Origin of the sequence: Aeromonas bestiarum, from assembly GCF_000819745.1 — a bacterium.
Lineage (GTDB): Bacteria > Pseudomonadota > Gammaproteobacteria > Enterobacterales > Aeromonadaceae > Aeromonas > Aeromonas bestiarum.
The window spans coordinates 427,476-449,692 of the sequence record NZ_CDDA01000015.1 but is presented as its reverse complement, the minus strand read 5'-3'; the positions used below and the strand labels follow the sequence as shown (position 1 = coordinate 449,692).

Sequence of the window (22,217 nt, the reverse complement as noted above, 5' to 3'; positions counted from 1 at the left end):
TCCCTGACTTGTGGTTTGAAGGGGGCGCCTGACTGGCAGCGCCTCCTCATAAAGCTATATCATGCAGTTAAAACAGACAGATAGCAGCTTAGCACTGGGCGATGGCGTTAAGCACCCGTTTATCTGACACCGGATAGGGGGTCCCCAGATTCTGGGCGAAGAAGGAGACCCGCAGCTCCTCTATCATCCAGCGGATATTGGCCACCTCGGCCGGGATCAGCTGGGATTTGGGGATCTTGGCCAGCAGTGCCTTGTAATCGGCCTCCACGCTCTGCACCTTGAGCATGTAGACCCGATCCCGGTTGGGATCGATGGCCAGCTTCTCCATCCTGCGCTCGATGGCGCGCAGGTAGCGCAGCAAGTCCGGCAGCCGCTGCCAGCCGGTCTCGGTGACGAAGCCCTTGTGAATGAGGTTGCCCAGCTGCAACTGAATATCGGACATGGCAAAGGCGGTATCGAGCTGCATCTTGCCCTTGAGTCGCTTCTTGATCTCGTGAGACAGGGTCAGCACGGCTTCCACCTGGCTGGCCACCTCCACCACCGCATCGTTGAGCTCGGCGCGCACGAACTCCTTGAGCGCCTCGAACCCCGCCTCATCCCAGGCTAGGCCGCCGTGGCGCTCGATGAGCTTGTCGCAGCCGCAGGCGATGCAGTCATCGATCAGCTCAGCCACCTTGCCAAAGGGGTTGAAGTAAAGACCCAGCTTGGCCTTGTTGGGCAGCTTCTCCTGCAGGTACTTGATGGGGGATGGCACGTTGAGCAGCACCAGCCGGCGCTGGCCCGCCCACATCAGCTGCTGCTGGGCCACAGGGCTCTCCACCAGCTGGATGGAGACAGAGTCCTTCTCATCCACCAGCGCCGGATAGGCCTTCACCTCGAAGCCGCCGCGCTTCTGGCTGTACTCCTGGGGCAGCTCGCCGAAACTCCACAGGGTGAGGCCGGACTGCTCTATGTCATCGTCCGCCACCTGGGACAGCGTCTCCTGCACCTTGCCGCGCAGGGATTCCTTCAGCGCTTCCAGGTCTTTCCCTTCCGCCACTTTCTTCTGCTTGTCGTCCACCACCCGGAAGGTGAGTTTCAGGTGATCGGGCACAGATGCCCAATCCCAGGATTCGCGGGGCACGGAGACGCCTGTCATGCGGCGCAGCTGGCGCTCCATCTCGTCCAGCAGCGGCCCCTGCTCGGGGTTGAGGCTGGCGAGCAACGCATCGGCATAGTTGGGAGCCGGCACGAAATTCTTGCGCATCGGCTTTGGCATCGACTTGATGAGGGCCACCAGCAGCTCATGGCGCAGCCCGGGGATCAGCCACTCGAACCCTTTGACCTCCACCTGATTGAGCAGCGGCAACGGAATGTGCAGGGTGACGCCGTCCGCCGCCTCCCCCGGTTCGAACTGATAGCTCAACTTGAGCTTGAGTCGCCCCTGCTGCCAGAAGTTGGGGTAGTCGAGATCGCTGATGTGGGCCGCATCCCCCTTCATCAGCATTTCTTTCTCGAAGTTGAGCTGCTCGGGATCCTGCTTTTGCGCCTCCTTCCACCACTTGTCGAAGTGACGGCTTGATATCACCTCCTGTGGCAAACGGGCATCGTAGAAGCGGAACAGGTCCTCGTCATCCACCAGGATGTCGCGGCGCCGCGACTTGTGCTCCAGCGCCTCCACCTCGGCGAGCAGCTTGCGGTTCTCGCCAAAGAAGCGGTGACGGGTCTCGAAATCCCCCTCCACCAGGGCGCGGCGAATAAACAGCTCGCGGCACAGGGCCGGATCGAGGCGGCTGAAGTTGATGGTGCGCTCGTTGACCAGGGTCAGGCCATAGAGGGTCACCTTCTCCTTGGCCATGACGGCGCCACTTTTCTTCGACCAGTGCGGGTCGCTGTGGTGCAACTTGATGAGGTGCGCCGCCAGCGGCTCCACCCATTCCGGCTCAATCTTGGCGTTGACCCGGGCGTAGAGGCGCGAGGTCTCCACCAGTTCGGCGGCCATCACCCACTTGGGCGGCTTCTTGAACAGGCCCGAGGCCGGGAACAGGTGGAAGCGGCCGTTGCGGGCGCCGAGAAACTCGGGTTTCTCCAGATCCTTGTTGCCGATATGGCTCAGGAGGCCGGTCAGCAGGGCGCAGTGCACCGTCTTGAAATCCGCCGGTTCATGGTTGGCTTTAAAACCAAGTTCCTTCACCGTCTGGCGCAGCTGGAAGTGGATATCCTGCCACTCGCGCACCCGCAGGTAGGAGAGAAACTCCTTCTGGCACATGCGGCGGAACGGGTTGCTGCCGAGCGCATCCTGCTGCTCTTTCAGGTAGTTCCACAGATTGACGAAGGCGAGGAAGTCAGAGTCCTTGTCCTCGAAGCGTCTGTGCTGCTCGTCGGCGGCCTGCTTCTTCTCCATGGGTCGCTCGCGGGGATCCTGGATGCTGAGACCGGCAGTGATCACCATGACTTCGCTCAGGCAGCCGGTTTGCGCCGCCGTGATCACCATCTTCGCCAGACGTGGATCAAGGGGGATGCGCGACAGCTGGCGACCTGTGTCGGTCAGCTGCAACTTGGGTTCGAGATCCTGTTCCTGGCCGGCTTGCTGGGCAGCGGCATGACGGGCAGGCAGTTCGCGCACCGCCTCCAGCTCTTTGAGCAGGCTCAGGCCATCCTTGATGTGGCGCGATTCCGGCGGCTCGACGAAGGGGAAGGCCTCCATGTTGCCAAGGCCGAGTGCCAGCATCTGCAAGATGACGGAGGCCAGGTTGGTGCGCAGGATCTCCGGATCGGTAAAGGCGGGGCGGCCGTTGAAATCCTCTTCCGAGTAGAGACGGATACAGATACCGTCCGCCACCCGGCCGCAACGCCCCTTGCGCTGGTTGGCACTGGCCTGGGAGACGGGCTCGATGGGCAGGCGCTGCACCTTGGTGCGCCAGGAGTAACGGCTGATGCGGGCGGTACCCGGATCGATGACGTAGCGAATGCCCGGCACCGTCAGCGAGGTCTCCGCCACGTTGGTGGCGAGCACGATACGCCGGCCGGCATGTTGCTGGAACACCTTGTTCTGCTCGGCGTTGGAGAGACGGGCATAGAGCGGCAGCACCTCGGTATCGCGCAGGTTGAGCTTGCGCAGGGCCTCAGTGGTATCGCGAATTTCCCGCTCGCCGTTCATGAAGATGAGGATATCCCCCAGCCCTTCGCGGGCCAGTTCTTCCACCGCATCGAAGATCCCCTGCAGCTCGTCGCGCTCCTCCAGCCCTTCACTCTTGTCACTGACGAGGGGACGATAGCGCACATCGACGGGATAGGTGCGACCGGAGACCTCGATCACCGGCGCCTTGTTGAAATGGCGGGAGAAACGCTGGGGATCTATGGTGGCCGAGGTGATGATCACCTTGAGATCCGGGCGCCTTGGCAGCAGCTGCTTGAGGTAGCCCAGGATGAAGTCGATGTTGAGGCTGCGCTCGTGGGCCTCATCGATGATGATGGTGTCGTACTGGGTGAGCATGCGGTCGTGCTGGATTTCTGCCAGCAGGATACCGTCTGTCATCAGCTTGATGTGGGTCTGCTCGCTCACCTGATCGGTAAAGCGCACCTTGTAGCCCACGTAGTGACCCAGTTCGGATTGCATCTCTTCGGCGATGCGGGCCGCCACGGTACGGGCCGCGAGGCGCCGTGGCTGGGTGTGGCCTATAAAGCCTTTCACTCCGCGCCCGAGCGAGAGACAAATCTTGGGGATCTGGGTGGTCTTGCCCGAGCCGGTTTCGCCAGCGATGATCACCACCTGATGTTCGCTGATCGCCTTGGCGATCTCCGCCTGCTTCTGGCTGACCGGCAGGTTGGCCGGATAGGTCACCTTGGGCACGCCCGCCAGACGGGACTGGTAGCGCGCCTGTGCAACATCCAGATCTGCGGCCAGGGTCTCAAGCACGGCAGCCTGCTTGCCCTCAGGCAGTTTCTTGACCCCGTGCAGACGGCTGGAAAGGCGACGGGCATCGAGATTCATGCAGGCAGAAAGACGGCGGCGCAGCGCCTCGATAGAGAGAGACAAGGTACGAATTCCTTAAATGAGTGCCCAGAGGGGCCATATCGACAAGCGTCGGGAGATCCTAAAGAGCGAGGAAGAGAGGTGCAAGCCTTAAAGCGATTGGGGTGGCGATGAAAACCGGAATAACGGGCGCCTGGGCAGAAGCATCTGAATGGCGCGTCTGAATAAAAAGAGCAGGCACCCGGCCTGCTCCCGATGACGCATGGCGCCCAATCCGATCAGGCCCGGGCCTTGTGTACGAAACAGGTACCCAGCTGGGCGTGGATCGCCAGCATCACATCGTGACGGCTGATCACCCCGAGCAGGTGCCCCTCCTCCACCACAGGATAGATCTTGGGCTTTTGCCCCATCATCATCTCGGCCAGCTCCAGAATGCTGGTGTCGGGTCCGACCGCCAGCACCTCCTTGCGCATCACATCCTTGACCTGGGCGACCTGCTCGCAGTGATAGGCCTCCTTGAGCATGACGGCGATGCAGTCCTGTTCGGAAACCCAGCCGATCAGATGGCCTTGCGTATCCACCACGGGGCCACCAAGTTGGTGGCTGTTGAGAAACTTTTCGACCGCAGACTGCACCATCATGTCAGCGCTGAACGTGATGGGCCGGGTCTGCATGTAATCCTTTGCCTTGAGTGATTCCATTGTGCGTTCCCCCAACCAGCCTCCCGGGCGGGAGGCGCAAGCCGGGCACTATGTCCGGCTCACTCCAAGCATAGCTCGCACCGGATCAGGAGATGGACTGCAGCAACAGCAGCAGCTCGTTCTGGCTGTGGCAGTCGGTCTTCTTGAACACCCCCTTGAGGGTCGAGCGGACGGTTTCTACCTTGACACCGCGCAACTCGGCGATGTCGTTGCTGCTGTAACCCTTGCTCATCAGCACCAGCAGCTCCTTCTCGCCTATGGTGAGCGGATAGAGGCTGGCCAGCGCTTCTATGTCGGGATTGAAGGAGTGCTCGGGATCCCGCAGCACCACTTCCACATAGCGCTCGAACCGGCTGAGACCGCTCATCAGGGTGCACTGGATCAGCAGCGGCCTTAAATTGGCCTGGCGGGGAATCGACATATAAGCGCTCGCCCCCGGCAACAAGTAGGCAAAGCCATTCAGGATCTCCTTGAACTGGCGTTGTTGATCCTTATTTTGCAGCGAGAAAATACCATTGATGGCCCGCAGTTCCACATTCTCATCGGAGATACGATTGAAGGCCACATTGGAATAATGGATATGACCTTTGTCATCGACGATGGCGCTGGGCTTATTATGGTTTTTAACCAGTTGCTGCAGCTGATAGTTCTGGGTTTCCAGGGCCAGCAGGTTCCAATAATGGTGGCTCCAGGCCGCAAGACCAGAATAAACCTCCGTCAGCGAGGAGATATCCTGAGCGCTGAAGTCATCCTGGCTGGCACCGCGATAGGTGCACAGGCTGCTAAGGCCCCGCCCCTTCACCCGGCAGACGCCCCCGGCTGCAAACTGGGCGCCGAAACTGGCCAGCAGCCCGGCCGAATTGGATAGTGTGGTGGCATTGACTATGCCCTGGCAGCCCTTGTCCAGATAGTGATTGAACCACACATCCTGGCGATGGTGCTGCACATAGAACTGCTGCTGGGCCTCCGTCAGCCCACTGGAGAAGAGTTTTATCCCGTCGCTCTTGTCATCATCCCGTAACAGAAACAGCGAGGAACTCCCCGACACATCGGAGCGGAACTGATCCACCACCAACTTAATGTCAGAGTCATTAATACCGCACTCATATAACTGGCTTATATAGGGCGATACCCTTTCTTTTGCTAATGCCTTCACACCCGAACTCCTAATTCTTATTTTTATTGAAGTGGCATCTTACTCTGCAATGAGAAACCCGAAAAGTAGTCAAATGAACAAAGGTTTTATAACTGATCCATAAATAGTAATGATGAAAGTACATAAGGATGAGCGAAAGCGAAAATCTGAAATCCAAGTTAATGTTTTATATGATTTTTGTCGCTATAGATCTTTTTGTCATCATCAGGGTTCCCGTCACGGCGAGATCCATATCCCACGACAAACCTCGCATTTTTTCCCCTTTGGCCCCGACGACCGGCCCGGTTCCAATAAAGCTCCCGCCCCCTGCCTCCCCTGGCCTAGTTATTCTTGGTCTGGCGATGCCCGCACGACAGCGCCACATCTTGTCTGACCGCGAGCCTCCCCTTTGCTGCCCATCTACCCAGCCAGGCTGGTTATCCCACTCGCCACCCTTTGCCTCTCCTGCACCCAGCTCGCCATCGACGTGGCCATCCGCTCGCCCTCTCACGCCGGACTCAAAGTGCCAATGTTTCACATTGGTTAATTTTGTGTTTAATTTATGAGCCGGTAACGATATTGTATATACAATTAGCTCGGTCAGATGTCGGGCAGGTGTCACACCCCAAGGAGAAATGACAGTATGGAACAGGACAATGTACTCATAGCCCCCACAAAATCAGGTGCCGGCATCAAGCTGTTGCTGACCAGCCTGCTTGGCATCGCCATCTTTTTCATCCCGTTCGAGCTGGCGGGACGCAGCACCATACTGGTGGATCATCTGGCTGGCTTGCTGATGGCACAGCGGCCATTGGCGGTGGGATTGATCCTGTTGCTGATTACTTATGGGGCCTTGACCCCGCTGCTGGATGGCCGCTGGCGCGCGCGTCCCTTCGACCGGCTCCTGAGCCTGTTCAAGCTGCTCGGTCTTGGGCTGGCAGTGATGCATGTCGCCGAGCTGGGACCGGCCTGGTTGATGACGCCGGATCGCCTGCCCTTTCTGTTCGACAAGCTGGCCATGTCGGTCGGCCTCATAGTACCCATAGGTGCCATGGCCCTCACCTTCCTGCTCGGCTTCGGCCTGCTGGAACTGATCGGGGTACTGATGCAGCCCGTGATGCGCCCGCTATGGCGCACACCGGGACACTCCGCCATCGATGCGGTGGCCTCGTTCGTCGGCAGCTATTCGGTTGGTCTGCTCATCACCAACCGGGTCTTCCTCGCGGGCAAATACACTGTGCGGGAAGCCGTCATCATAGCCACCGGGTTTTCCACCGTGTCGGCCGCCTTCATGATCATTGTGGCCAAGACCCTCAACCTGATGGAACACTGGAACTTCTATTTCTGGTCCACCCTGGTGATCACCTTTGTCATCACCGCCATTCTGGCGCGCGTGCCCCCCATCTCCAACATGGCCCATCACGGGGAGACCGATGAGCCACTGCCAGCCGGCATGCGCCGCTGGCAAGCCGCACTGGCATCCGGGCTGGCTCAATCCCGTCAGGCGGACCCTGTGTTGCGCCAGTTGCAGGACAACCTCAAAGATGGCCTCAGCATGGCGGCCGCCGTGGTGCCCACCATACTGTCGGTCGGCCTGCTCGGCCTGCTGCTGGCACAGCACACCCCCTTGTTCGATCTGCTGGGCTGGCTGCTGTGGCCCCTGACCTGGTTGCTTGATCTGGGCGAGCCACTGGAGACAGCCAGATCGCTCTCGGCCGGCTTGGCGGAGATGTTCCTGCCCGCCATCCTGCTCAAGGATGCGGATCTGCTGGTGCGCTATGTCACCGCTGTGGTGTCGGTCAGCTCTGTCCTCTTCTTCTCCGCCTCCATTCCCTGTATCCTGGCCACCAGGATCCCGGTGAGCGTGGACCAGCTGGTGGTGATCTGGTTCCTGCGCACCCTGCTCGGCATAGTGCTGGCCGCACTCTGCGGCAAGCTGGCCATGGCGGCAGGCTGGCTGAGTTAAGCGAGGTGGCAACGCTGGTGATAAAGCGCAAGCGTGTGCACAAACCAGGAAGGCGCCCGAGTGCGCCTTCATTTTTGCGCAGCAGCCATGACACCCGCCGCAACAGGGGCTGGATTGGCACGCACGCATAAAAAAACGCAGCTGATACAGAGTGCCTGCATCAACTGCGTTCTGGTCATGCTTGATGGGGCTTGCCATGCCAGATGGGGAAGGTATGAAACACCCACCCTGCGCCACATCGCGGGAACATCAGACCGTTCTGGTCCTTAGCCCGCGCCCCTGTCAAAGCATTGGATTGACATCCTTAGAAGGGCAGCTTCATGCCCGGGGGCAGTTGCATGCCACCGGTCAGTTCGCCCATCTTGGTCTTGTTCTGCTCTTCCACACGACGAACGGCATCGTTGACGGCGGCAGCGACCAGATCTTCGATCATCTCTTTGTCATCTTCCATCAGGCTCGGGTCGATCTCGATGCGACGCACGCTGTGGCTGCCGGCCATGGTGACCTTGACCATGCCAGCACCGGCTTCGCCGACCACTTCCATCTGGGCAAGCTGCTCTTGCATCTTCTGCATGCGCTCTTGCATCTGTTGGGCCTGCTTCATCAGGTTCCCCATTCCACCTTTACCAAACATATGTCGTCTCTCGTCTTGAAATCCGGCATCCAGCGCCGGGCTGTGGGCTTGTCTGTCCTAGATGGGGACAAGCAAACCGCTTTTCAACCGGGCACAAGGCCCGGCATGGGTATTAAGCATCGAATTCAATTGCTGAGCGGTTCTATGCTCTCGTGGTGGAGCACGGCGCCGAATCGCTGAACTAAAAACTGCACGTTGGGATCCTGCTCCAGATCCCGGCTTACCTGCTCGCGCACGCCCAGATAGAGGCGATGCTCTATCTCCAGCGGCGTCTCCTGCTCGGGCACCAGGCCCAGGGTCACCTCCACCTGCACGGCCTGACCCAGCTCGGGGCCTATGATCTCGGCCAGATCGGCGCGGGCCCGATCGCTGATGAGGTGGCGCTGCTCGGGCTTGAGGGTCAGCAGCACAGTGTCTCCCTGCTGGCGCATGACGGAGTTGATCGCCAGCTGACGCAGCCGGCCACCGACCCCGGTGCGGGCAATCAACTCGGCCCAGGGATCGCCGCAGTTGACCAGCAAGGAGGACGGGATCAGTCTGGCGACCTCTTCCCCCTCCTCGGGTTGGCTGTCGCTCTCCAGCTCATCCCAGTCGATGGTCTCCATCACGGAGGTCACCACCGGCTGTGGTTCGCTGGCGGCAGCAACCCGGGGCGCTGCAGGGGCGGCGCTGGGGCTGGGCACGGCAGGCGCTACCTGCGCCCTCGCGGCCGGCGTACCGTCCAGATCCCAGGGCGGTAGATCGTCCGGGTTGGGACTCGCTCTGGCGGGAGCCTGAGCCGGGGCAGCCTGACCATAGGCAGGCCCGGCGCTGGCCGTCGGCACCCGGTTCGGCATGGGCGCACTGGCAGCGGCATCGCTAAAGCCCTGGCTCAGATACTCTTCATAGTCGCTGCCACTGTCGTCATAGGCATCGAGCGGCGGCAGATCCTCATAACCCGCTACCGCTGAACTCTGGGCTGGCACCACGGCGGCGGCTTGCCAAGCGGGGGATGCGGGCGCCGCAACCGGCTGCGCGATCGGGCTGGCCTCGGGGGCCGCCACCGGCCGGGTGGGCGCAACGCGAGGAGGTGCAGATGCAACGGCAGTGGCTCCTGGCTCACCACGCAGGCGGCTGCGCAGCAAATTGCGCTTGCCCAGCAGGCTCTGCATGCTGGACGCGGCTGAGGGCGCAGCTTCCTGCTCGGCAACGGGAGCCGCCTCCATATGAGGCTCGGAGGATGGCGGTGCTGCCAATGAGGCATCCTGCATCGCAGGGTCATTCTCGCTGACGGAGGCCATTGGCTCACTCGCGCCAGAGGATCCCTCATAACCCATCTGCTGCGCCTCACGCAGCAACTCGTCCTGCTCGGCAAACAGCGGCGCACTCAGCGCGTCGCTGGCGCTCTCTTGCTCATCCGCAGCAGAGGGGATGACAGGCTCGGCCTGCACAAGGGTGTGCTCCCCCGGCGTGGAGGGCGGAGCATCACCAGATACAGCCGGTTGGGCCACAGTCGCTGTGGCCGAAGCGGGGGCTGGCTCAACCCCCTGTGGCTTTCCCAGCGGGGCCGGTGCGGTCCTTCCTGCCACGGCAAGTCCGGGCGGCAAAGCGGCAAGGTTGGCCGGGTGCACAGCCTCACGGCGCGGGGAGAAGGCCAGCATGCGCAGGCAAGTCATCTCGAGCGCAGTGCGGCCATCGGGCGCCCAGGGCAGATCCTTGCGCCCTCCCAGCACTATCTGGTAGCAGAGCTGCACCTCTTCCGGGCTCATGGCCTGGGCCAGCTGCAACAGGGCATCGGCATCGGCCCCCTGCTCCTGTACGGTGGCAGGCAGCAGCTGGGCCATGGCGATGCGATGGAGCAGCCCTTCCAGCTCGGCGTGCAGCTGATCAAAATCGGGACCCAGGGTCGCAATCTCGGTGATCTTGGCCATGGTCGCCGGGGCATCCTGGCGCAGGATGGCCTCCAGCAACTGGTGAAGGTGGCGATGATCCAGCGTCCCCAGCATGGCCAGCACGCTCTCGAGGCGTACGCTGCCATTGCCGTGGGCCAGCGCCTGATCGGTCAGGCTCAGAGCATCGCGCATGCTGCCGTCGGCCGATTTGGCCAGGGCCTGCAAGGCGCGCGGCTCGAACGGTTGCCCCTCCTGATCCAGCACCCACTCCAGCTGCTTGGCGATCTGGGTCTGATCCAGACTCTTCAGATGGAACTGCAGGCAGCGGGAAAGGATGGTAATGGGCAGCTTCTGCGGATCCGTGGTGGCTAGCAGGAACTTCACATAGGGGGGCGGCTCTTCCAGGGTTTTGAGCAGGGCGTTGAAGCTGTGGCGCGACAACATGTGCACCTCATCGATGAGGTAGACCTTGAAGCGGCCACGGGCCGGCCGGTACTGCACGTTGTCGAGCAGCTCGCGGGTGTCTTCCACCTTGGTGCGGGACGCCGCATCGATCTCCAGCAGATCGACAAAGTTCCCCTGATCGATCTCGCGGCAGGTGTCGCACACACCGCACGGATGGCTGCTGATCCCCTGCTCGCAATTGAGACTCTTGGCCAGAATGCGGGCTATGGTGGTCTTGCCAACCCCACGGGTACCGCTCAGCAGATAGGCGTGATGCAGCCGTCCCTGATCCAGGGCGTTGGTCAAGGCGGTCAGCACATGGTGCTGGCCTACCACTTGTTCAAACGTATGGGGGCGCCATTTACGCGCCAGAACCTGATAGCTCATAAGTCTCGATGCAGGGATGACAAGGCATTGAGGCAGAATGCTAACACAAATGCCAGGCGGGCTGTATCGGCTATCGGCGAGGTCGGGAGGGATCGCTTGAATTTCAAACCGATGCCCGGATGGGCACCGGTTTCGGGACACGCAGCAGGCTGACGAGGCCTGCGTTGCATCCTGGGGGATTACTCGCCGGCCAGTTCGACCAGTGAGACGACCTTGATGCCGGCCGCCGTCAGGCGGGCATCGCCGCCCAGAGACGGCAGGGAGATGATGAAGGCCGCATCGGCCACATCACCACCGGCACGGCGGATGAGCTTGACGGTCGCATCGACGGTGCCGCCGGTGGCCAGCAGATCATCGACGACCAGCACCTTGTCACCCGGCACTATGGCATCTGTGTGCAGTTGCAGGGTGTCGGTACCGTATTCGAGGGCATAAGACTCCTCGATCACGTCGCGGGGCAACTTGCCCGGCTTGCGCACAGGCACAAACCCCAGGCCCATGGCGAAGGCGACCGGCGCACCAAAGATGAAGCCGCGGGCCTCGGTGCCGACGATCTTGGTGATCCCTTGATCACGATAATGCTCAGCCAGCAGATCGATGGTGGCCTTGAAGGCCTCCGCGTTCTCTATCAGGCTGGTGATGTCACGAAACAGAATGCCCGGCTTCGGATAGTCGGGGATGGTCTTGATGCTCGCTTCGATAAATTTCAGGGTATCCGGATTCATTGTTTGACCGCTTATTTTTTGAGCCCAGGCGTGGCCGTATTTCTCGATTCCCGCCAGCGGGAAATAAAAAGGCCCGTCACGCAAAATGACAGGCCGACTCCATAGCATTATTGCCGCAATAGCTTAGGGACTTCACTTCGCCATTGCAACTGGCTCCAGTACCGGCAGACGCATTAACCAGGTGAGCAGGATCACCATTATGGCAATGAGCAGCAGCCTGACCCACAGCAGGGGCACCACCGCCAGCGACACCGAGAAGGAGAGCAGGATGAAGATGATGGCCCGGCGCCGGGCGTGGCGGCGAATGCCGCGATACTGCTGCCAATCGGCGATGGGGGGGCCAAACCAGGGGTGAGCCAGCAGCCAGCGGTGAAAACGGGGGGACGAGCGGGCAAACAGCGCCGCCGCCAACAACATGAAGGGGGTGGTCGGCAACAGCGGCAACACGATTCCTATGATGCCGGTGACGAATGCCAACCAGCCCAATCCCATCAGACACCAACGTTTCATGGCCACTCCTCTTCCATCCAGCTCTGCTTAGCCTAACAGAGTTGACCCGAAAGCTGACAGCCCAGCCCCGCGAGCGGCGGCTGATTAGGCTCAACGAGTGGGCTGACGGCTGACAAGACCGGCCATTGCCACTACAATCTGCGCTCTTTTTTCTCCCCTTGTCTTCGGAAGCAGCTATGCGCGTTATTTTGGCCCCCATGCAGGGGGTGCTGGATCACCTGATGCGGGAGGTACTCACCTCCGTCAACGACTACGACCTCTGCGTCAGCGAATTTATCCGCGTGGTCGATCAGCTGCTGCCTGCCAAGGTGTTTTATCGGATCGCGCCCGAACTCAAGCAGGGCGGCAAGACCCGCGCCGGCACCCCGGTACGGGTGCAACTGCTGGGGCAACACCCCGAATGGCTGGCCGAGAACGCACTGCGCGCCATCGAACTAGGCTCCCCCGGAGTCGATCTCAACTTCGGCTGCCCTGCCCCCACGGTGAACAAGAGCAAGGGCGGCGCCGTCTTGCTCAAAGAGCCCGACACCATCTACCGCATCGTCAAGGCGGTACGGGAGGCTGTGCCCGCCCACCTGCCGGTGAGCGCCAAGATCCGCCTCGGATACGATGACAAGGATCTCTACCTGGAGAACGCCCAGGCCGTCTATCAGGCGGGGGCCAACGAGCTGGCGGTGCATGCCCGCACCAAGCGCGAAGGCTACAAGGCCCCGGCCCACTGGGAGTATGTGGACGCCATCCGCCGCGCCCTGCCCATCCCGGTCACCGCCAACGGCGAGATCTGGGATCATCAGGATGCGCTGACCTGTGCCCGCGTCTCCGGCTGTGATGCCCTCATGGTCGGGCGCGGCGCCATCTCCCTGCCCAACCTGGCCAACGTGATGAAGACAGGCTGCGCCCACATGAGCTGGGCCCAGGTGCTGCAGCTGATGGTGAACTACACGGAGCAGGATCTGGCCAGCGAGAAGGCGGACTACTACCCCAGCCGCATCAAGCAGTGGTTCAGCTACCTCAAGCGGGAATACCCGCAAGCCGACCTGCTGTTTCGCGACATCCGGCTGCACAAAGAGACGGATCCCATCCGGGAGGCCTTGCTGCAAGCCTCGAAAACTGTGATCTAACCGTCCTTTACTTGACGCATATCATCTTGATAATCCTGTCGTCTCCCTATACTGCCCTGGATTTGTAATTCGTCTGTTGGGGGCTAGTGTGTGTGAAATGACGCAAGCTCGGTTGGCCGTGTGGCGTGATCGCCTGCTGACTGACTGGGCGCAAGTAAGAGAAGAGTTGATCGGTCAGCTCAAAGCCTGTCGGCGTGACGAGTGGGCGGAAAAAGTGGATCACTGCGAACGGGATCAGCTGGTGGATCTGACCAGTCGCCTCGACTTGCCCAAGGTGGAGCAGAGCGTGGCCAGCCTCAAGCGGATTGATGCCGCCCTCTGCCAAATGGATCTGGGTCTCTATGGCCTCTGTTCCGATTGCGAAGAGCCGCTTGCCATAGAGCAGCTCGAACAGGATCCGACCCTGCAACGCTGCCCGCGCTGCGAAGCCCGCTATCGCAAGGGATTCCACGCCCACGAACTCTGAGGGATGCACATTCGTGCATCCTCGCTTCCGGGCTGGTCAGCCTGCCGTTTCTATCCAATAATCAACAACAACCACGCTGAACAGGGACAGATCCGTGTACAGAGTCTTGTTGTTATGGTGTCTGTGTTGCACCGCCTGGGCACAGGAGTCACTGGTCGTGGGCTGGTCAAGCTGGCATCCGTTCAGCTTTCGCGATGAACAGCAGCAGTTGCAGGGGCTGGACATCGACTTGCTAGAGGCCATCTTCAGCCGGGCCGGTTTTGATGCCAGTTACAGCGAGATGCCCTGGGCCCGCGTGCTGCGCGAGCTGGAGTTCGGCTCCATACAGTTGGCCATGTCCGCCAGTCAAACCGCCCAGCGTGAACAGTTCGCCCGCTTTTCCATTCCCTATCGCAATGAAGAGACTGTGCTGCTCATCCGGCGCCAGGACATGTCACGCTGGCAGGGGATAGCCCAGCTCTCCGATCTGCTGCCTCGCACCGAATTCACCATAGGCATGCTGCGCGACTTTGACTATGGCGTGGATTTTCGTGCCTTCATGCAATCTCCCCAGCTGAAAGATCGCCTGCTCGTCAGGCTGCGGCTGGACCAGCTGGTGAAATTGCTGCTGGCAGGCCGCATCCAGGGTGTGGTCATTGATCCCATGGGGCTGCAGGAGCTGAGCCTCGTTGGCATGCCACTCGATGAGCTGGCCACACTGCTCACTATCCAGCAGACACCCGTGCATTTGATGCTGAGCCGCCGCACCACCACGCCCCAGCAGTTGCAACGGCTCGATGAGGCCATCCGGGCGCTGCTGCAGAGCCCGGAATATGGGCAGATCCTCGCACGCTACCGCTACCCGCTGCAGTGAGGCATAGTGAAACAGATAAAAAATGGGCCCATCGGGCCCATTGTTGACTGTATAGCTTATTGTGCCAGCAGGTGACCCACCAGCTCATGACGCCACCCTTGCAGCAGCATGGGCTTGTCGGCACGAGCGCGCTCTTCATCGCTCATGCGCCAGCTCCAGGTGAAGTACTGGTGAATGATCTTCTTGCTCGCCACCAGTTCCGGCGGAATGTTGCTGGCCTTGGCCTTCTCTTCCACCATCCCCTTGATGCGCTTGAGCTCGGCCTTGTACTGGGGATAGTCCACCAGCCGGCGAATGGGCTCGGGCCAGCTCGCAGGGTCGCTCTGCTGGGCCGTCGCGACTATGTCCAGCATCCGCTTGCCGTGGATCTTGATCTCGATGGGAGCCAGCCCCAGCTCGTTGAGATCGCGCAGCGACGTGGGTTTGCGCTCCGCCACCTTGAACAGGTGCAGCTCCTTGACCACGAAGTTGAGGGCCAGATCCCGCCTTACCGCCTCTTGCTGACGCCAGGCGGCCAGCTCGCGCAATATGGCCAGTTCACGGCGCCCCAGTTGCCAGGCATTGATTATCTCGAGATAGGCCTGACGGGGATCGCTGCCCTGGGTTTTGCGGGCCGAGTGGTTCTGACACTCCTGCTCGAACCAGGCAAACTTGCCGCTCTCTTGCAGCCGGGCCATCACCATCTCGTAGAGCGGCATCAGGTAGAACACATCGGCCGCCGCGTATTCGAGCTGACGCTCGGTGAGCGGACGAGCGAGCCAGTCGGTACGGGCCTGATCCTTCTCCAACTCCACCCCGAGGAACTCCTTGACCAGGGCGCCGAAGCCCACCGAGACGCCGTGCCCCAGAAAGGCAGTCGCCAGCTGGGTATCGTGCATCTGATTGGGCAGATGGCCAGCCTCGTGCTGGATCAGCTCCAGATCTTCGCCGGAGGCGTGCAATATGGCGATCTGCCCTGCCCGGCCAAGCCGTTGCCAGAGAGGGGTGAGATCCAGGGCCAGAGGATCCAGCAGGGCCAGATGCTCGCCATCATAGATCTGGAACAGGCCCAGTTGGGGGTAATAGGTGCGGGTGCGGACGAATTCAGTATCTATGGCCAGGGGAACGTCGGCCAGGGAAGCGAGATACTGTTCCAGTTCGGCTTGCTGTGAAATGAGTTGATAGTGCATCTTTGCCTGCGCGTTGATCAGGGCCAAAAGAAAAAACCGTGGCATGACCCACGGTTTTGCATGACAGCGGCGCATCGCCCGCTATTGCTTGGCAATTTCCTCGTCGCGCAGCACGCGGCGCAGGATCTTGCCCACATTGGTCTTGGGAAGTTCGTCGCGAAATTCTACCAGTTTCGGCACCTTATAGGCAGTCAGATGTGTGCGGCAGTGGGCAATAATCTCGTCCTCCTGCAGTTTTGCATCTTTCTTGACCACGAAGATCTTCACCAGCTCGCCGGAAACCTTGTGCGGCACACCGACCGCCGCCACTTCCAGCACCTTGGGGTGAAGCGCCACCACATCCTCGATCTCGTTCGGATAGACGTTGAAACCCGAGACCAGGATCATGTCCTTCTTGCGATCGACGATCTTGAAGAAGCCCTGCTCGTCGCACACTGCGATGTCGCCGGTACAGAGCCAACCATCCTGCATCACCTCGGCAGTGGCCTCTGGACGCTGCCAGTAACCCACCATCACCTGGGGGCCGCGCACCTGCATCTCGCCGGGCTTGCCAAACTCGGTGATCACCTGACCGGCGTCATCCACCAGCCGGATGTCGGTGGAGCAAACCGGCAGACCGATGGAGCCGTTGTAGTCGAGCAGATCGTAGGGGCAGACGCTCACCAGCGGCGAACACTCGGTCAGGCCATAACCTTCCAGCAGCGGGGTATCGGTCAGCCCCTTCCACTGTTCGGCCACCGCCCGTTGCACCGCCATGCCACCCCCTATGGTCAGCTTCAGCTTGCTGAAATCCATCGATTGGAATTCGCCGTTGTTGACCAGGGCATTGAACAGGGTGTTGACCCCTGTGATGCAGGTGAAGGGGTATTTTCTGATCTCTTTGACGAAGCCCGGGATGTCGCGCGGGTTGCTGATGAGCAGGTTGTATCCCCCCATGCGCATGAACAGCAGGCAGTTCACCGTCAGGGCGAAGACATGGTAGAGCGGCAGTGCCGTGACCACGAACTCCTTGCCCCGCTCCAGCATGGGACCGTAGACGCCGAGGCACTGCTCGACGTTGGCGATCATGTTGCGATGGGTCAGCATGGCTCCCTTGGAGAGGCCTGTGGTGCCGCCTGTGTACTGCAGGAAGGCGAGATCGTCATTGGTGATCTCGGGCTTGATGTACTGCAGGTAGCGCCCCTTGGAGAGGGCCTGACGCATGGTGCTTGCGTGGGGCAGGTTGTATTTGGGCACCAGCTTCTTGACGTATTTCACCACGAAGTTGACCAGCGTGCCCTTGGCCAGCCCCAGGTTGTCGCCCATGCGGGTCAGGATGACATGCTTGATCGGGGTGTCGTAAACCACTTTTTCCAGGGTATGGGCAAAGTTGGAGACGATGACGATGGCCTTGGCGCCCGAGTCCTTGAGCTGATGCTCCAGCTCGCGCGGGGTGTATAGCGGGTTGACGTTCACCACTATCATGCCGGCGCGCAGTATGCCGAACACGGCGATGGGGTATTGCAACAGGTTCGGCATCATCACGGCCACCCGATCACCCTGGCTGAGCTTGAGCTCGTTTTGCAGGTAGGCGGCAAAGGCGCGGGACTGCTCTTCCAGTCGGCGGTAGGTGATGGTCTGCCCCATGTTGACGAAGGCAGGTTGATCGGCGAACTCGGTCACCGATGCCTCAAACATGTCGACCAGGGAGCTGTATTGGTCTGGGTTGATCTCGGCGGGAACCCCTTCCGGATAACGCTTCAGCCAGACTTTTTCCACGAACTTCTCCTGCATAACTAGCACCTGTGCGCTCACTGTGTTGCCTCCGTCCCTGTTCACATCCATTTAAATCGGTTGTTTTAAGCTCATGCTCTAATGCCGCACATATTTACATAGGGCAACATCAATTAACAGCAAATTAACAACGGAAAAGTGTGAGGGGGAAGACAAACCTGGAATTATTGAAAGCCGGTGATTCTACCGAATTTGACAAAATTTTTCGATACAAACGGCGGTATCGACCGAATTTTCCATATGAAAATGATGGTTTCCCGCCAAAACGACCATTTCTATTCGCTCGAATGCGCCATGACGCAACTGCCACTGCGCCAGCAGGCTGGCAAAGCCCTGCTCGCCCCGGATAAACAGCACAGGGCAGCGGATGGCCCGGATCAACGCCTGGGCCTGGCCTTCGCTCATGCGCAGTGGCGACAGATCCCGCAATCTGGGGTCGCTGCGCCAATGCCAGCGCCCTGCCCGCTCCACCAGTTGTCGCTCACAGATAAGCCGCGCCGCGTTCGGGGCAATGTCCGCCACCTTGCAACGGGCCATTGCCGCTTCCTCGATGGAGGCAAAACCATTGGAGACCCGCTCACGGGTGCGGCTGCGATTTAACATCGCCCGCCGCAGCTGGGCCGGCACCTCCTCATCGGGCTGGCTCAAGGGGCCCAACCCCTCCAGCATGATGAGCCGCTCCACCTGCTCGGGAAACACCCCGGCATAGGCAGAGGCGATCAGCGCCCCGAGGGAGTGGCCGAGCAGACTGAAACGCGGCCAGCCTGCCGCCTGAACGATCTGGTAGAGATCGTCCAGCCAATCGACAAAGACATAGGGGGTGGTTTTGTGATCCGAGTGGCCATGGCCCGGCAGATCGACGCAGATCAGATGAACATCCTGCAGATGGGGAGCAAGGGGCAGAAAGCTGGCGCCGTTGTCGAGCCAGCCGTGCAAGGCGATCAGCAGCGGCTTGCCCTGCTGCTCGTTGTCAAGCAAGGCCACCCGGCGACCATCGGTCAGGGCGACCATTTTCTCCTGCATGATGACTGTCATGGGCAACCTTAGCGACGCAGCGGCCGTCTCGGCCAGAAGGGATCATAGAAAGGGTCGTAAAAATAGGGATCCATGTAGCGGATCTCCACCTCCTTCACCGGCGGCCACAGCTTGCTGGAGCTGGCATTGAGCACGGAGAAGCGATACTTGTGCTGGCCAATCTGGCCATCCACCGGCTTGCCGATAGTGCCGAGCACCGTCAGGCTGCGCCCCTTGGCGTACAGGGTCGGATCGACGAAGCCCTTCATGACAGCGAAAAATCGACCCGGGCTCTGCTCGGTCTGCTCCGGCACGCCGTTGGATTTGAGCGGCAGATAAACCATTTCGATGACACTCTTTTCCGTCAAATTGTGCACCGCCGAGATGACCCCGCTCCAACGCGCCGGCTTGCCTTCCTGACCAGCCAGGGCTGGCTGATACGCCACCAGCTGGCTTTCCGGCTCATAGGCCAGCTCCTTGGGCATGGAGCTGCATGCGCCGAGCAACAAGCCAGCTACCCCTATCACAATCGCACGTTTCATCATGTCACTCTCCTGTTTGCCGAATACCGAACCTGTTACCAGACCCTGTCCGGCATGGGGATCCTGGTTTACGGCAGGAGCGACAGGCATGCCACGCCGCTTCCTGCCCTTATTCGCGACCCGGCAATTTTTTCCAGGTTACCTTGTCTCGCAAGTATACCGGGGTGGCCTGCTCCACAGGTACAGCCTCCCCCGCCAGCAAGGCGGCACGCGCCAGCGGCAGCATGTCGACGGCCGCCGGGAAGCGTACCTGGCTCATGACAACCTCCTCGGCCAGACCACCCAGGATCTCGCCATAGGTCTCAAAGCCGGTGCCGACACGGGCCCAGCGACCCGCCAGCGGGCCAGACGCCAACAGCGCAGCCGGATCACTCACGACCTCCTCACCCACCAGCTGCATGCGGCCATCCTTCAGCGCGTACTGACCGAAGTAGACCTCCCCCATGCGCGCATCGATGGCGGTCAACACCCGCTCGGCGCCTTCCAGCCGATAAGCCCCCTGCGCCATGGCGGCCAGAGTGGAGATGCCGATGAGCGGCACGCCAACCCCGAAGGCCAGCCCCTGGGCCACGCTGATCCCGATCCGCACGCCGGTGAAAGAACCCGGGCCACGCCCGAACGCGATGGCATCGAGCTCGCTCAAGGCTATCCCGGCATCGTCCAACACAGCCTGAACCATGGGCAAGATTTTGCGGGTGTGATCCCGCGGCGCCTCTTCCCAGCGGGAGAACAGCTTGTCACCCACCAGCAGGGCGGCGGAGCAGGCTTCGGTGGCGGTATCAACGGCCAGGATCTTCAACTCGTTCATGCTTTCCAATCTCTATAAAATCAGTCAATTACGTAACCGGCAAGCAAGTTGTGCTCGCCCGTTGTTCAATTCTGTCATCTATCTGCAAGCGGCTCGATGAAAAACCCTCGAAGCGGGCTGCGTGGCCGCCGCATCTCTTGAGAAAATAGCCTTAACTGCCATGAACAGGCCACTGGATGCCCATCAGCGGGGCACCTATTCGCCGCGATCGAAGAAACTCCCCAGCGTCCCTAGCTCCCGGGTACGGGGAATGGCGGGCAGACTCTTGATAAAGGTGGCGCCGTAGGGTTTGTTGACCATGCGTGGATCACAGATGACCAGTACACCGTGATCACTGCGATCACGAATGAGCCGCCCCACCCCCTGTTTGAGCGCGATCACCGCCTTGGGCAGCTGCAGCTCGGCGAAGGGATCGCCCCCCTTGAGCTTGCAATCATCGACTCGCGCCTTGAGCAGCGGGTCGTCGGGGCTGGCAAACGGCAGCTTGTCGATGATAACACACGACAACGCGGCCCCCCGCACGTCTATCCCCTCCCAGAAGCTGCTGGTAGCCACCAGCACGGCACGGCCATTCTCCACGAACTCCTTGAGCAGCCGCTGCTTGTTGTCCTCCCCCTGCAGCAGCACGGTGCGGCCTATCTCGCGGCGCAGCACCTCGGCCACCTGGCGCATCACCTGATGGCTGGTGCAGAGGAAGAAGCAACCCCCCGGCGTCTTGTTGATGAGGGGGATCATCAGCTGGGCCAACTGCTCGCCCCGCCCGAAGGCGTTGGGCTCGGGCAGAAAACGGGGCACGCACAGCCGCGCCTGTTCGGCGTAATCAAACGGGCTGTCGAGGATGAGCTCGGCGCTGCCCGCCAGCCCCAGCTCGGCCTTGAAGTGGTCAAAACGCATATCCACCGTCAGGGTGGCGGAGGTAAAGATCCAGGCCACCTCGGGGCGCAGCACCTCGGCGCCAAAGCGCTCGGCCACCGACAGCGGGGTGATGTTGAGGGAGAAGTGCAGCCGCGAGCAGTCATACCAGTAGGAGAAACCGGTCTGGTTGATGGTCAACACCTCCCCAAGGCGGGCGCGCAGCTCGCAGATCCGCTCGAAGGCGTGATCCAGCTGCTCACCACGCCCCAGCGCGAGTTTGAGCACCTCGTAACAGAGCCCGAGGGCATCGTTGAGGCGGGCCAGCGCCTGGGCCCAGAGCGGCTGGCGCAACATGTCGCGGGTATTGCCACGGCCGCCGTCCACCCCGAAGGCGAGGCGCAGATCCTGGCTGGCGATGGAGAGCCGGTCCGCCGCCTTGCCAAGCTGCCCCATGTCGTGGGCCTCGGCGCGATAGGCAAGCTGGATATCCTGCGCCAGATCCTGGATGGTGCGGCTGCCCACCGACTTGCCGAAGTAGTTGGTGGCGATCTCCGCCAACTGATGCGCCTCGTCGAACACATAAACCTGGGCTTCGGGCACCAGCTCGCCAAATCCCGTGTCTTTCACCGCCATATCGGCGAAGAAGAGGTGATGATTGATCACCACCACCTGGGCATCCATGGCGCGGCGGCGGGCCACCACCAGATGGCAGTCGTCGTAATAGGGGCAATCGCGGCCGAGGCAGTTGTCGTTGGTGCTGGTGACGTGGGCGAGGATCTCGGCGTTCTCCTGCAGACCCGGGATGTCACCCACATCGCCGTTGTCGGTGGCAGTGGACCAGGATTTGACCTTGACCAGATCGTTGAGGATTTCCGGCTTTTGCAGATGGGATTCGCTGAGCAGGCGGTTCATCCGTTCTATGCACAGGTAGTTGCTGCGCCCCTTGAGCAGGGCCACCGGCGGGGTGTAGGAGAGCGCCCCCGTGATGGTAGGCAGATCGCGATAGAAGAGCTGCTCCTGCAGATTTTTGGAGCCTGTGCTGATCACCACCCGCTTGCCGGACTCCAGCGCCGGCACCAGATAGGCATAGGTCTTGCCGGTACCGGTCCCCGCCTCCACCAGCAGACGGCCACCACTCTTGATGGCGCTTGAGACGGCTTCGGCCATGGCCAGTTGCGGGGCGCGGGCAACGAAGCCGTCGATGTGGCTGGCCAGAGGGCCATCTGGCTTGAACAGGGTCTGGATGGTCAAAAGGGCGTCCCGCAGCAAAAGCGGGCATTATGCCAAA

At 60.9% G+C, this 22,217-nt stretch carries 17 protein-coding genes; 4 read left to right on the top strand and 13 right to left on the bottom strand.

Features of this window, described 5'->3' with window-relative positions:
• Positions 1 to 88 precede the first annotated feature (88 nt).
• From hrpA to BN1118_RS09175, 3 genes are all read right to left on the bottom strand, one after another.
• Positions 89 to 4,018: an ATP-dependent RNA helicase HrpA gene (hrpA, locus tag BN1118_RS09185; protein ID WP_043555670.1), complete on the bottom strand. Its 3,930-nt coding sequence runs from the start codon at positions 4,016 to 4,018 to the stop codon at positions 89 to 91.
• A 215-nt stretch (positions 4,019 to 4,233) separates the two neighbouring features.
• Complete coding sequence (locus BN1118_RS09180) at positions 4,234 to 4,656, bottom strand: CBS domain-containing protein (protein WP_043555667.1); 423 nt, start codon at positions 4,654 to 4,656, stop codon at positions 4,234 to 4,236.
• 85 nt (positions 4,657 to 4,741) lie between these two features.
• Positions 4,742 to 5,812: a helix-turn-helix transcriptional regulator gene (locus BN1118_RS09175; RefSeq protein ID WP_043555664.1), complete on the bottom strand. Its 1,071-nt coding sequence runs from the start codon at positions 5,810 to 5,812 to the stop codon at positions 4,742 to 4,744.
• 622 nt (positions 5,813 to 6,434) lie between these two features.
• On the opposite strand from BN1118_RS09175, the gene BN1118_RS09170 reads away from it, so the two are divergent.
• Complete coding sequence (locus BN1118_RS09170) at positions 6,435 to 7,757, top strand: YjiH family protein (protein WP_043555663.1); 1,323 nt, start codon at positions 6,435 to 6,437, stop codon at positions 7,755 to 7,757.
• A 304-nt stretch (positions 7,758 to 8,061) separates the two neighbouring features.
• On the opposite strand, the gene BN1118_RS09165 is transcribed toward BN1118_RS09170, so the two are convergent.
• The 4 genes from BN1118_RS09165 to BN1118_RS09150 all read right to left on the bottom strand — a co-directional run bounded on the left by BN1118_RS09165 (position 8,062) and on the right by BN1118_RS09150 (position 12,328).
• Positions 8,062 to 8,391 carry a YbaB/EbfC family nucleoid-associated protein gene (locus BN1118_RS09165; protein WP_042037688.1) on the bottom strand — a complete coding sequence of 110 codons (330 nt, stop codon included), beginning with the start codon at positions 8,389 to 8,391 and terminating at the stop codon, positions 8,062 to 8,064.
• Positions 8,392 to 8,516: 125 nt separating this feature from the next.
• Positions 8,517 to 11,093 (bottom strand): DNA polymerase III subunit gamma/tau, encoded by a 2,577-nt coding sequence (gene dnaX / locus BN1118_RS09160; protein ID WP_043555660.1) that lies wholly within the window; start codon positions 11,091 to 11,093, stop codon positions 8,517 to 8,519.
• 179 nt (positions 11,094 to 11,272) lie between these two features.
• Positions 11,273 to 11,818 carry an adenine phosphoribosyltransferase gene (gene apt / locus BN1118_RS09155; RefSeq protein WP_043134853.1) on the bottom strand — a complete coding sequence of 182 codons (546 nt, stop codon included), beginning with the start codon at positions 11,816 to 11,818 and terminating at the stop codon, positions 11,273 to 11,275.
• 132 nt (positions 11,819 to 11,950) lie between these two features.
• Complete coding sequence (locus BN1118_RS09150; protein ID WP_042871295.1) at positions 11,951 to 12,328, bottom strand: YbaN family protein; 378 nt, start codon at positions 12,326 to 12,328, stop codon at positions 11,951 to 11,953.
• A gap of 176 nt (positions 12,329 to 12,504) precedes the next feature.
• Between BN1118_RS09150 and dusC the strand changes: the two genes are divergently transcribed.
• The 3 genes from dusC (at position 12,505) to BN1118_RS09135 (ending at position 14,768) form a co-directional block, all read left to right on the top strand.
• Positions 12,505 to 13,449 (top strand): tRNA dihydrouridine(16) synthase DusC, encoded by a 945-nt coding sequence (gene dusC, locus BN1118_RS09145; protein WP_043555658.1) that lies wholly within the window; start codon positions 12,505 to 12,507, stop codon positions 13,447 to 13,449.
• A gap of 97 nt (positions 13,450 to 13,546) precedes the next feature.
• Positions 13,547 to 13,915, top strand: a complete 369-nt coding sequence (locus BN1118_RS09140; protein ID WP_043134855.1) for a TraR/DksA family transcriptional regulator — start codon at positions 13,547 to 13,549, stop codon at positions 13,913 to 13,915.
• Positions 13,916 to 14,009: 94 nt separating this feature from the next.
• On the top strand, positions 14,010 to 14,768 hold the full coding sequence (locus tag BN1118_RS09135; protein WP_043134857.1) for a substrate-binding periplasmic protein: 759 nt from the start codon (positions 14,010 to 14,012) through the stop codon (positions 14,766 to 14,768).
• 56 nt (positions 14,769 to 14,824) lie between these two features.
• Here BN1118_RS09135 and rnd read toward each other — a convergent pair whose 3' ends face one another.
• The 6 genes from rnd to yoaA form a co-directional block, all read right to left on the bottom strand.
• Positions 14,825 to 15,937, bottom strand: a complete 1,113-nt coding sequence (gene rnd / locus BN1118_RS09130) for a ribonuclease D (RefSeq protein WP_043555870.1) — start codon at positions 15,935 to 15,937, stop codon at positions 14,825 to 14,827.
• A gap of 81 nt (positions 15,938 to 16,018) precedes the next feature.
• Positions 16,019 to 17,695, bottom strand: a complete 1,677-nt coding sequence (fadD, locus tag BN1118_RS09125; protein ID WP_156994889.1) for a long-chain-fatty-acid--CoA ligase FadD — start codon at positions 17,693 to 17,695, stop codon at positions 16,019 to 16,021.
• Between the two features lie 198 nt (positions 17,696 to 17,893).
• Positions 17,894 to 18,745 carry an alpha/beta fold hydrolase gene (locus tag BN1118_RS09120; RefSeq protein ID WP_043555652.1) on the bottom strand — a complete coding sequence of 284 codons (852 nt, stop codon included), beginning with the start codon at positions 18,743 to 18,745 and terminating at the stop codon, positions 17,894 to 17,896.
• 8 nt (positions 18,746 to 18,753) lie between these two features.
• Positions 18,754 to 19,269 (bottom strand): Slp family lipoprotein, encoded by a 516-nt coding sequence (locus BN1118_RS09115; RefSeq protein ID WP_043555651.1) that lies wholly within the window; start codon positions 19,267 to 19,269, stop codon positions 18,754 to 18,756.
• Positions 19,270 to 19,375: 106 nt separating this feature from the next.
• Positions 19,376 to 20,074 (bottom strand): tRNA (adenosine(37)-N6)-threonylcarbamoyltransferase complex dimerization subunit type 1 TsaB, encoded by a 699-nt coding sequence (gene tsaB, locus BN1118_RS09110; protein WP_043555648.1) that lies wholly within the window; start codon positions 20,072 to 20,074, stop codon positions 19,376 to 19,378.
• 195 nt (positions 20,075 to 20,269) lie between these two features.
• Positions 20,270 to 22,180 (bottom strand): DNA repair helicase YoaA, encoded by a 1,911-nt coding sequence (gene yoaA / locus BN1118_RS09105; protein WP_043555646.1) that lies wholly within the window; start codon positions 22,178 to 22,180, stop codon positions 20,270 to 20,272.
• Positions 22,181 to 22,217 lie beyond the last annotated feature (37 nt).

Excerpts from the sequence above, each read along its gene's own strand:
- BN1118_RS09180 (WP_043555667.1), bottom strand. The coding sequence starts at position 4,656 with ATGGAATCACTCAAGGCAAAGGATTACATGCAGACCCGGCCCATCACG.
- BN1118_RS09170 (WP_043555663.1), top strand. The coding sequence starts at position 6,435 with ATGGAACAGGACAATGTACTCATAGCCCCCACAAAATCAGGTGCCGGC.
- BN1118_RS09165 (WP_042037688.1), bottom strand. The coding sequence starts at position 8,391 with ATGTTTGGTAAAGGTGGAATGGGGAACCTGATGAAGCAGGCCCAACAG.
- dnaX (WP_043555660.1), bottom strand. The coding sequence starts at position 11,093 with ATGAGCTATCAGGTTCTGGCGCGTAAATGGCGCCCCCATACGTTTGAA.
- apt (WP_043134853.1), bottom strand. The coding sequence starts at position 11,818 with ATGAATCCGGATACCCTGAAATTTATCGAAGCGAGCATCAAGACCATC.
- BN1118_RS09150 (WP_042871295.1), bottom strand. The coding sequence starts at position 12,328 with ATGAAACGTTGGTGTCTGATGGGATTGGGCTGGTTGGCATTCGTCACC.
- dusC (WP_043555658.1), top strand. The coding sequence starts at position 12,505 with ATGCGCGTTATTTTGGCCCCCATGCAGGGGGTGCTGGATCACCTGATG.
- BN1118_RS09140 (WP_043134855.1), top strand. The coding sequence starts at position 13,547 with ATGACGCAAGCTCGGTTGGCCGTGTGGCGTGATCGCCTGCTGACTGAC.
- rnd (WP_043555870.1), bottom strand. The coding sequence starts at position 15,937 with ATGCACTATCAACTCATTTCACAGCAAGCCGAACTGGAACAGTATCTC.
- BN1118_RS09120 (WP_043555652.1), bottom strand. The coding sequence starts at position 18,745 with ATGACAGTCATCATGCAGGAGAAAATGGTCGCCCTGACCGATGGTCGC.
- BN1118_RS09115 (WP_043555651.1), bottom strand. The coding sequence starts at position 19,269 with ATGATGAAACGTGCGATTGTGATAGGGGTAGCTGGCTTGTTGCTCGGC.
- tsaB (WP_043555648.1), bottom strand. The coding sequence starts at position 20,074 with ATGAACGAGTTGAAGATCCTGGCCGTTGATACCGCCACCGAAGCCTGC.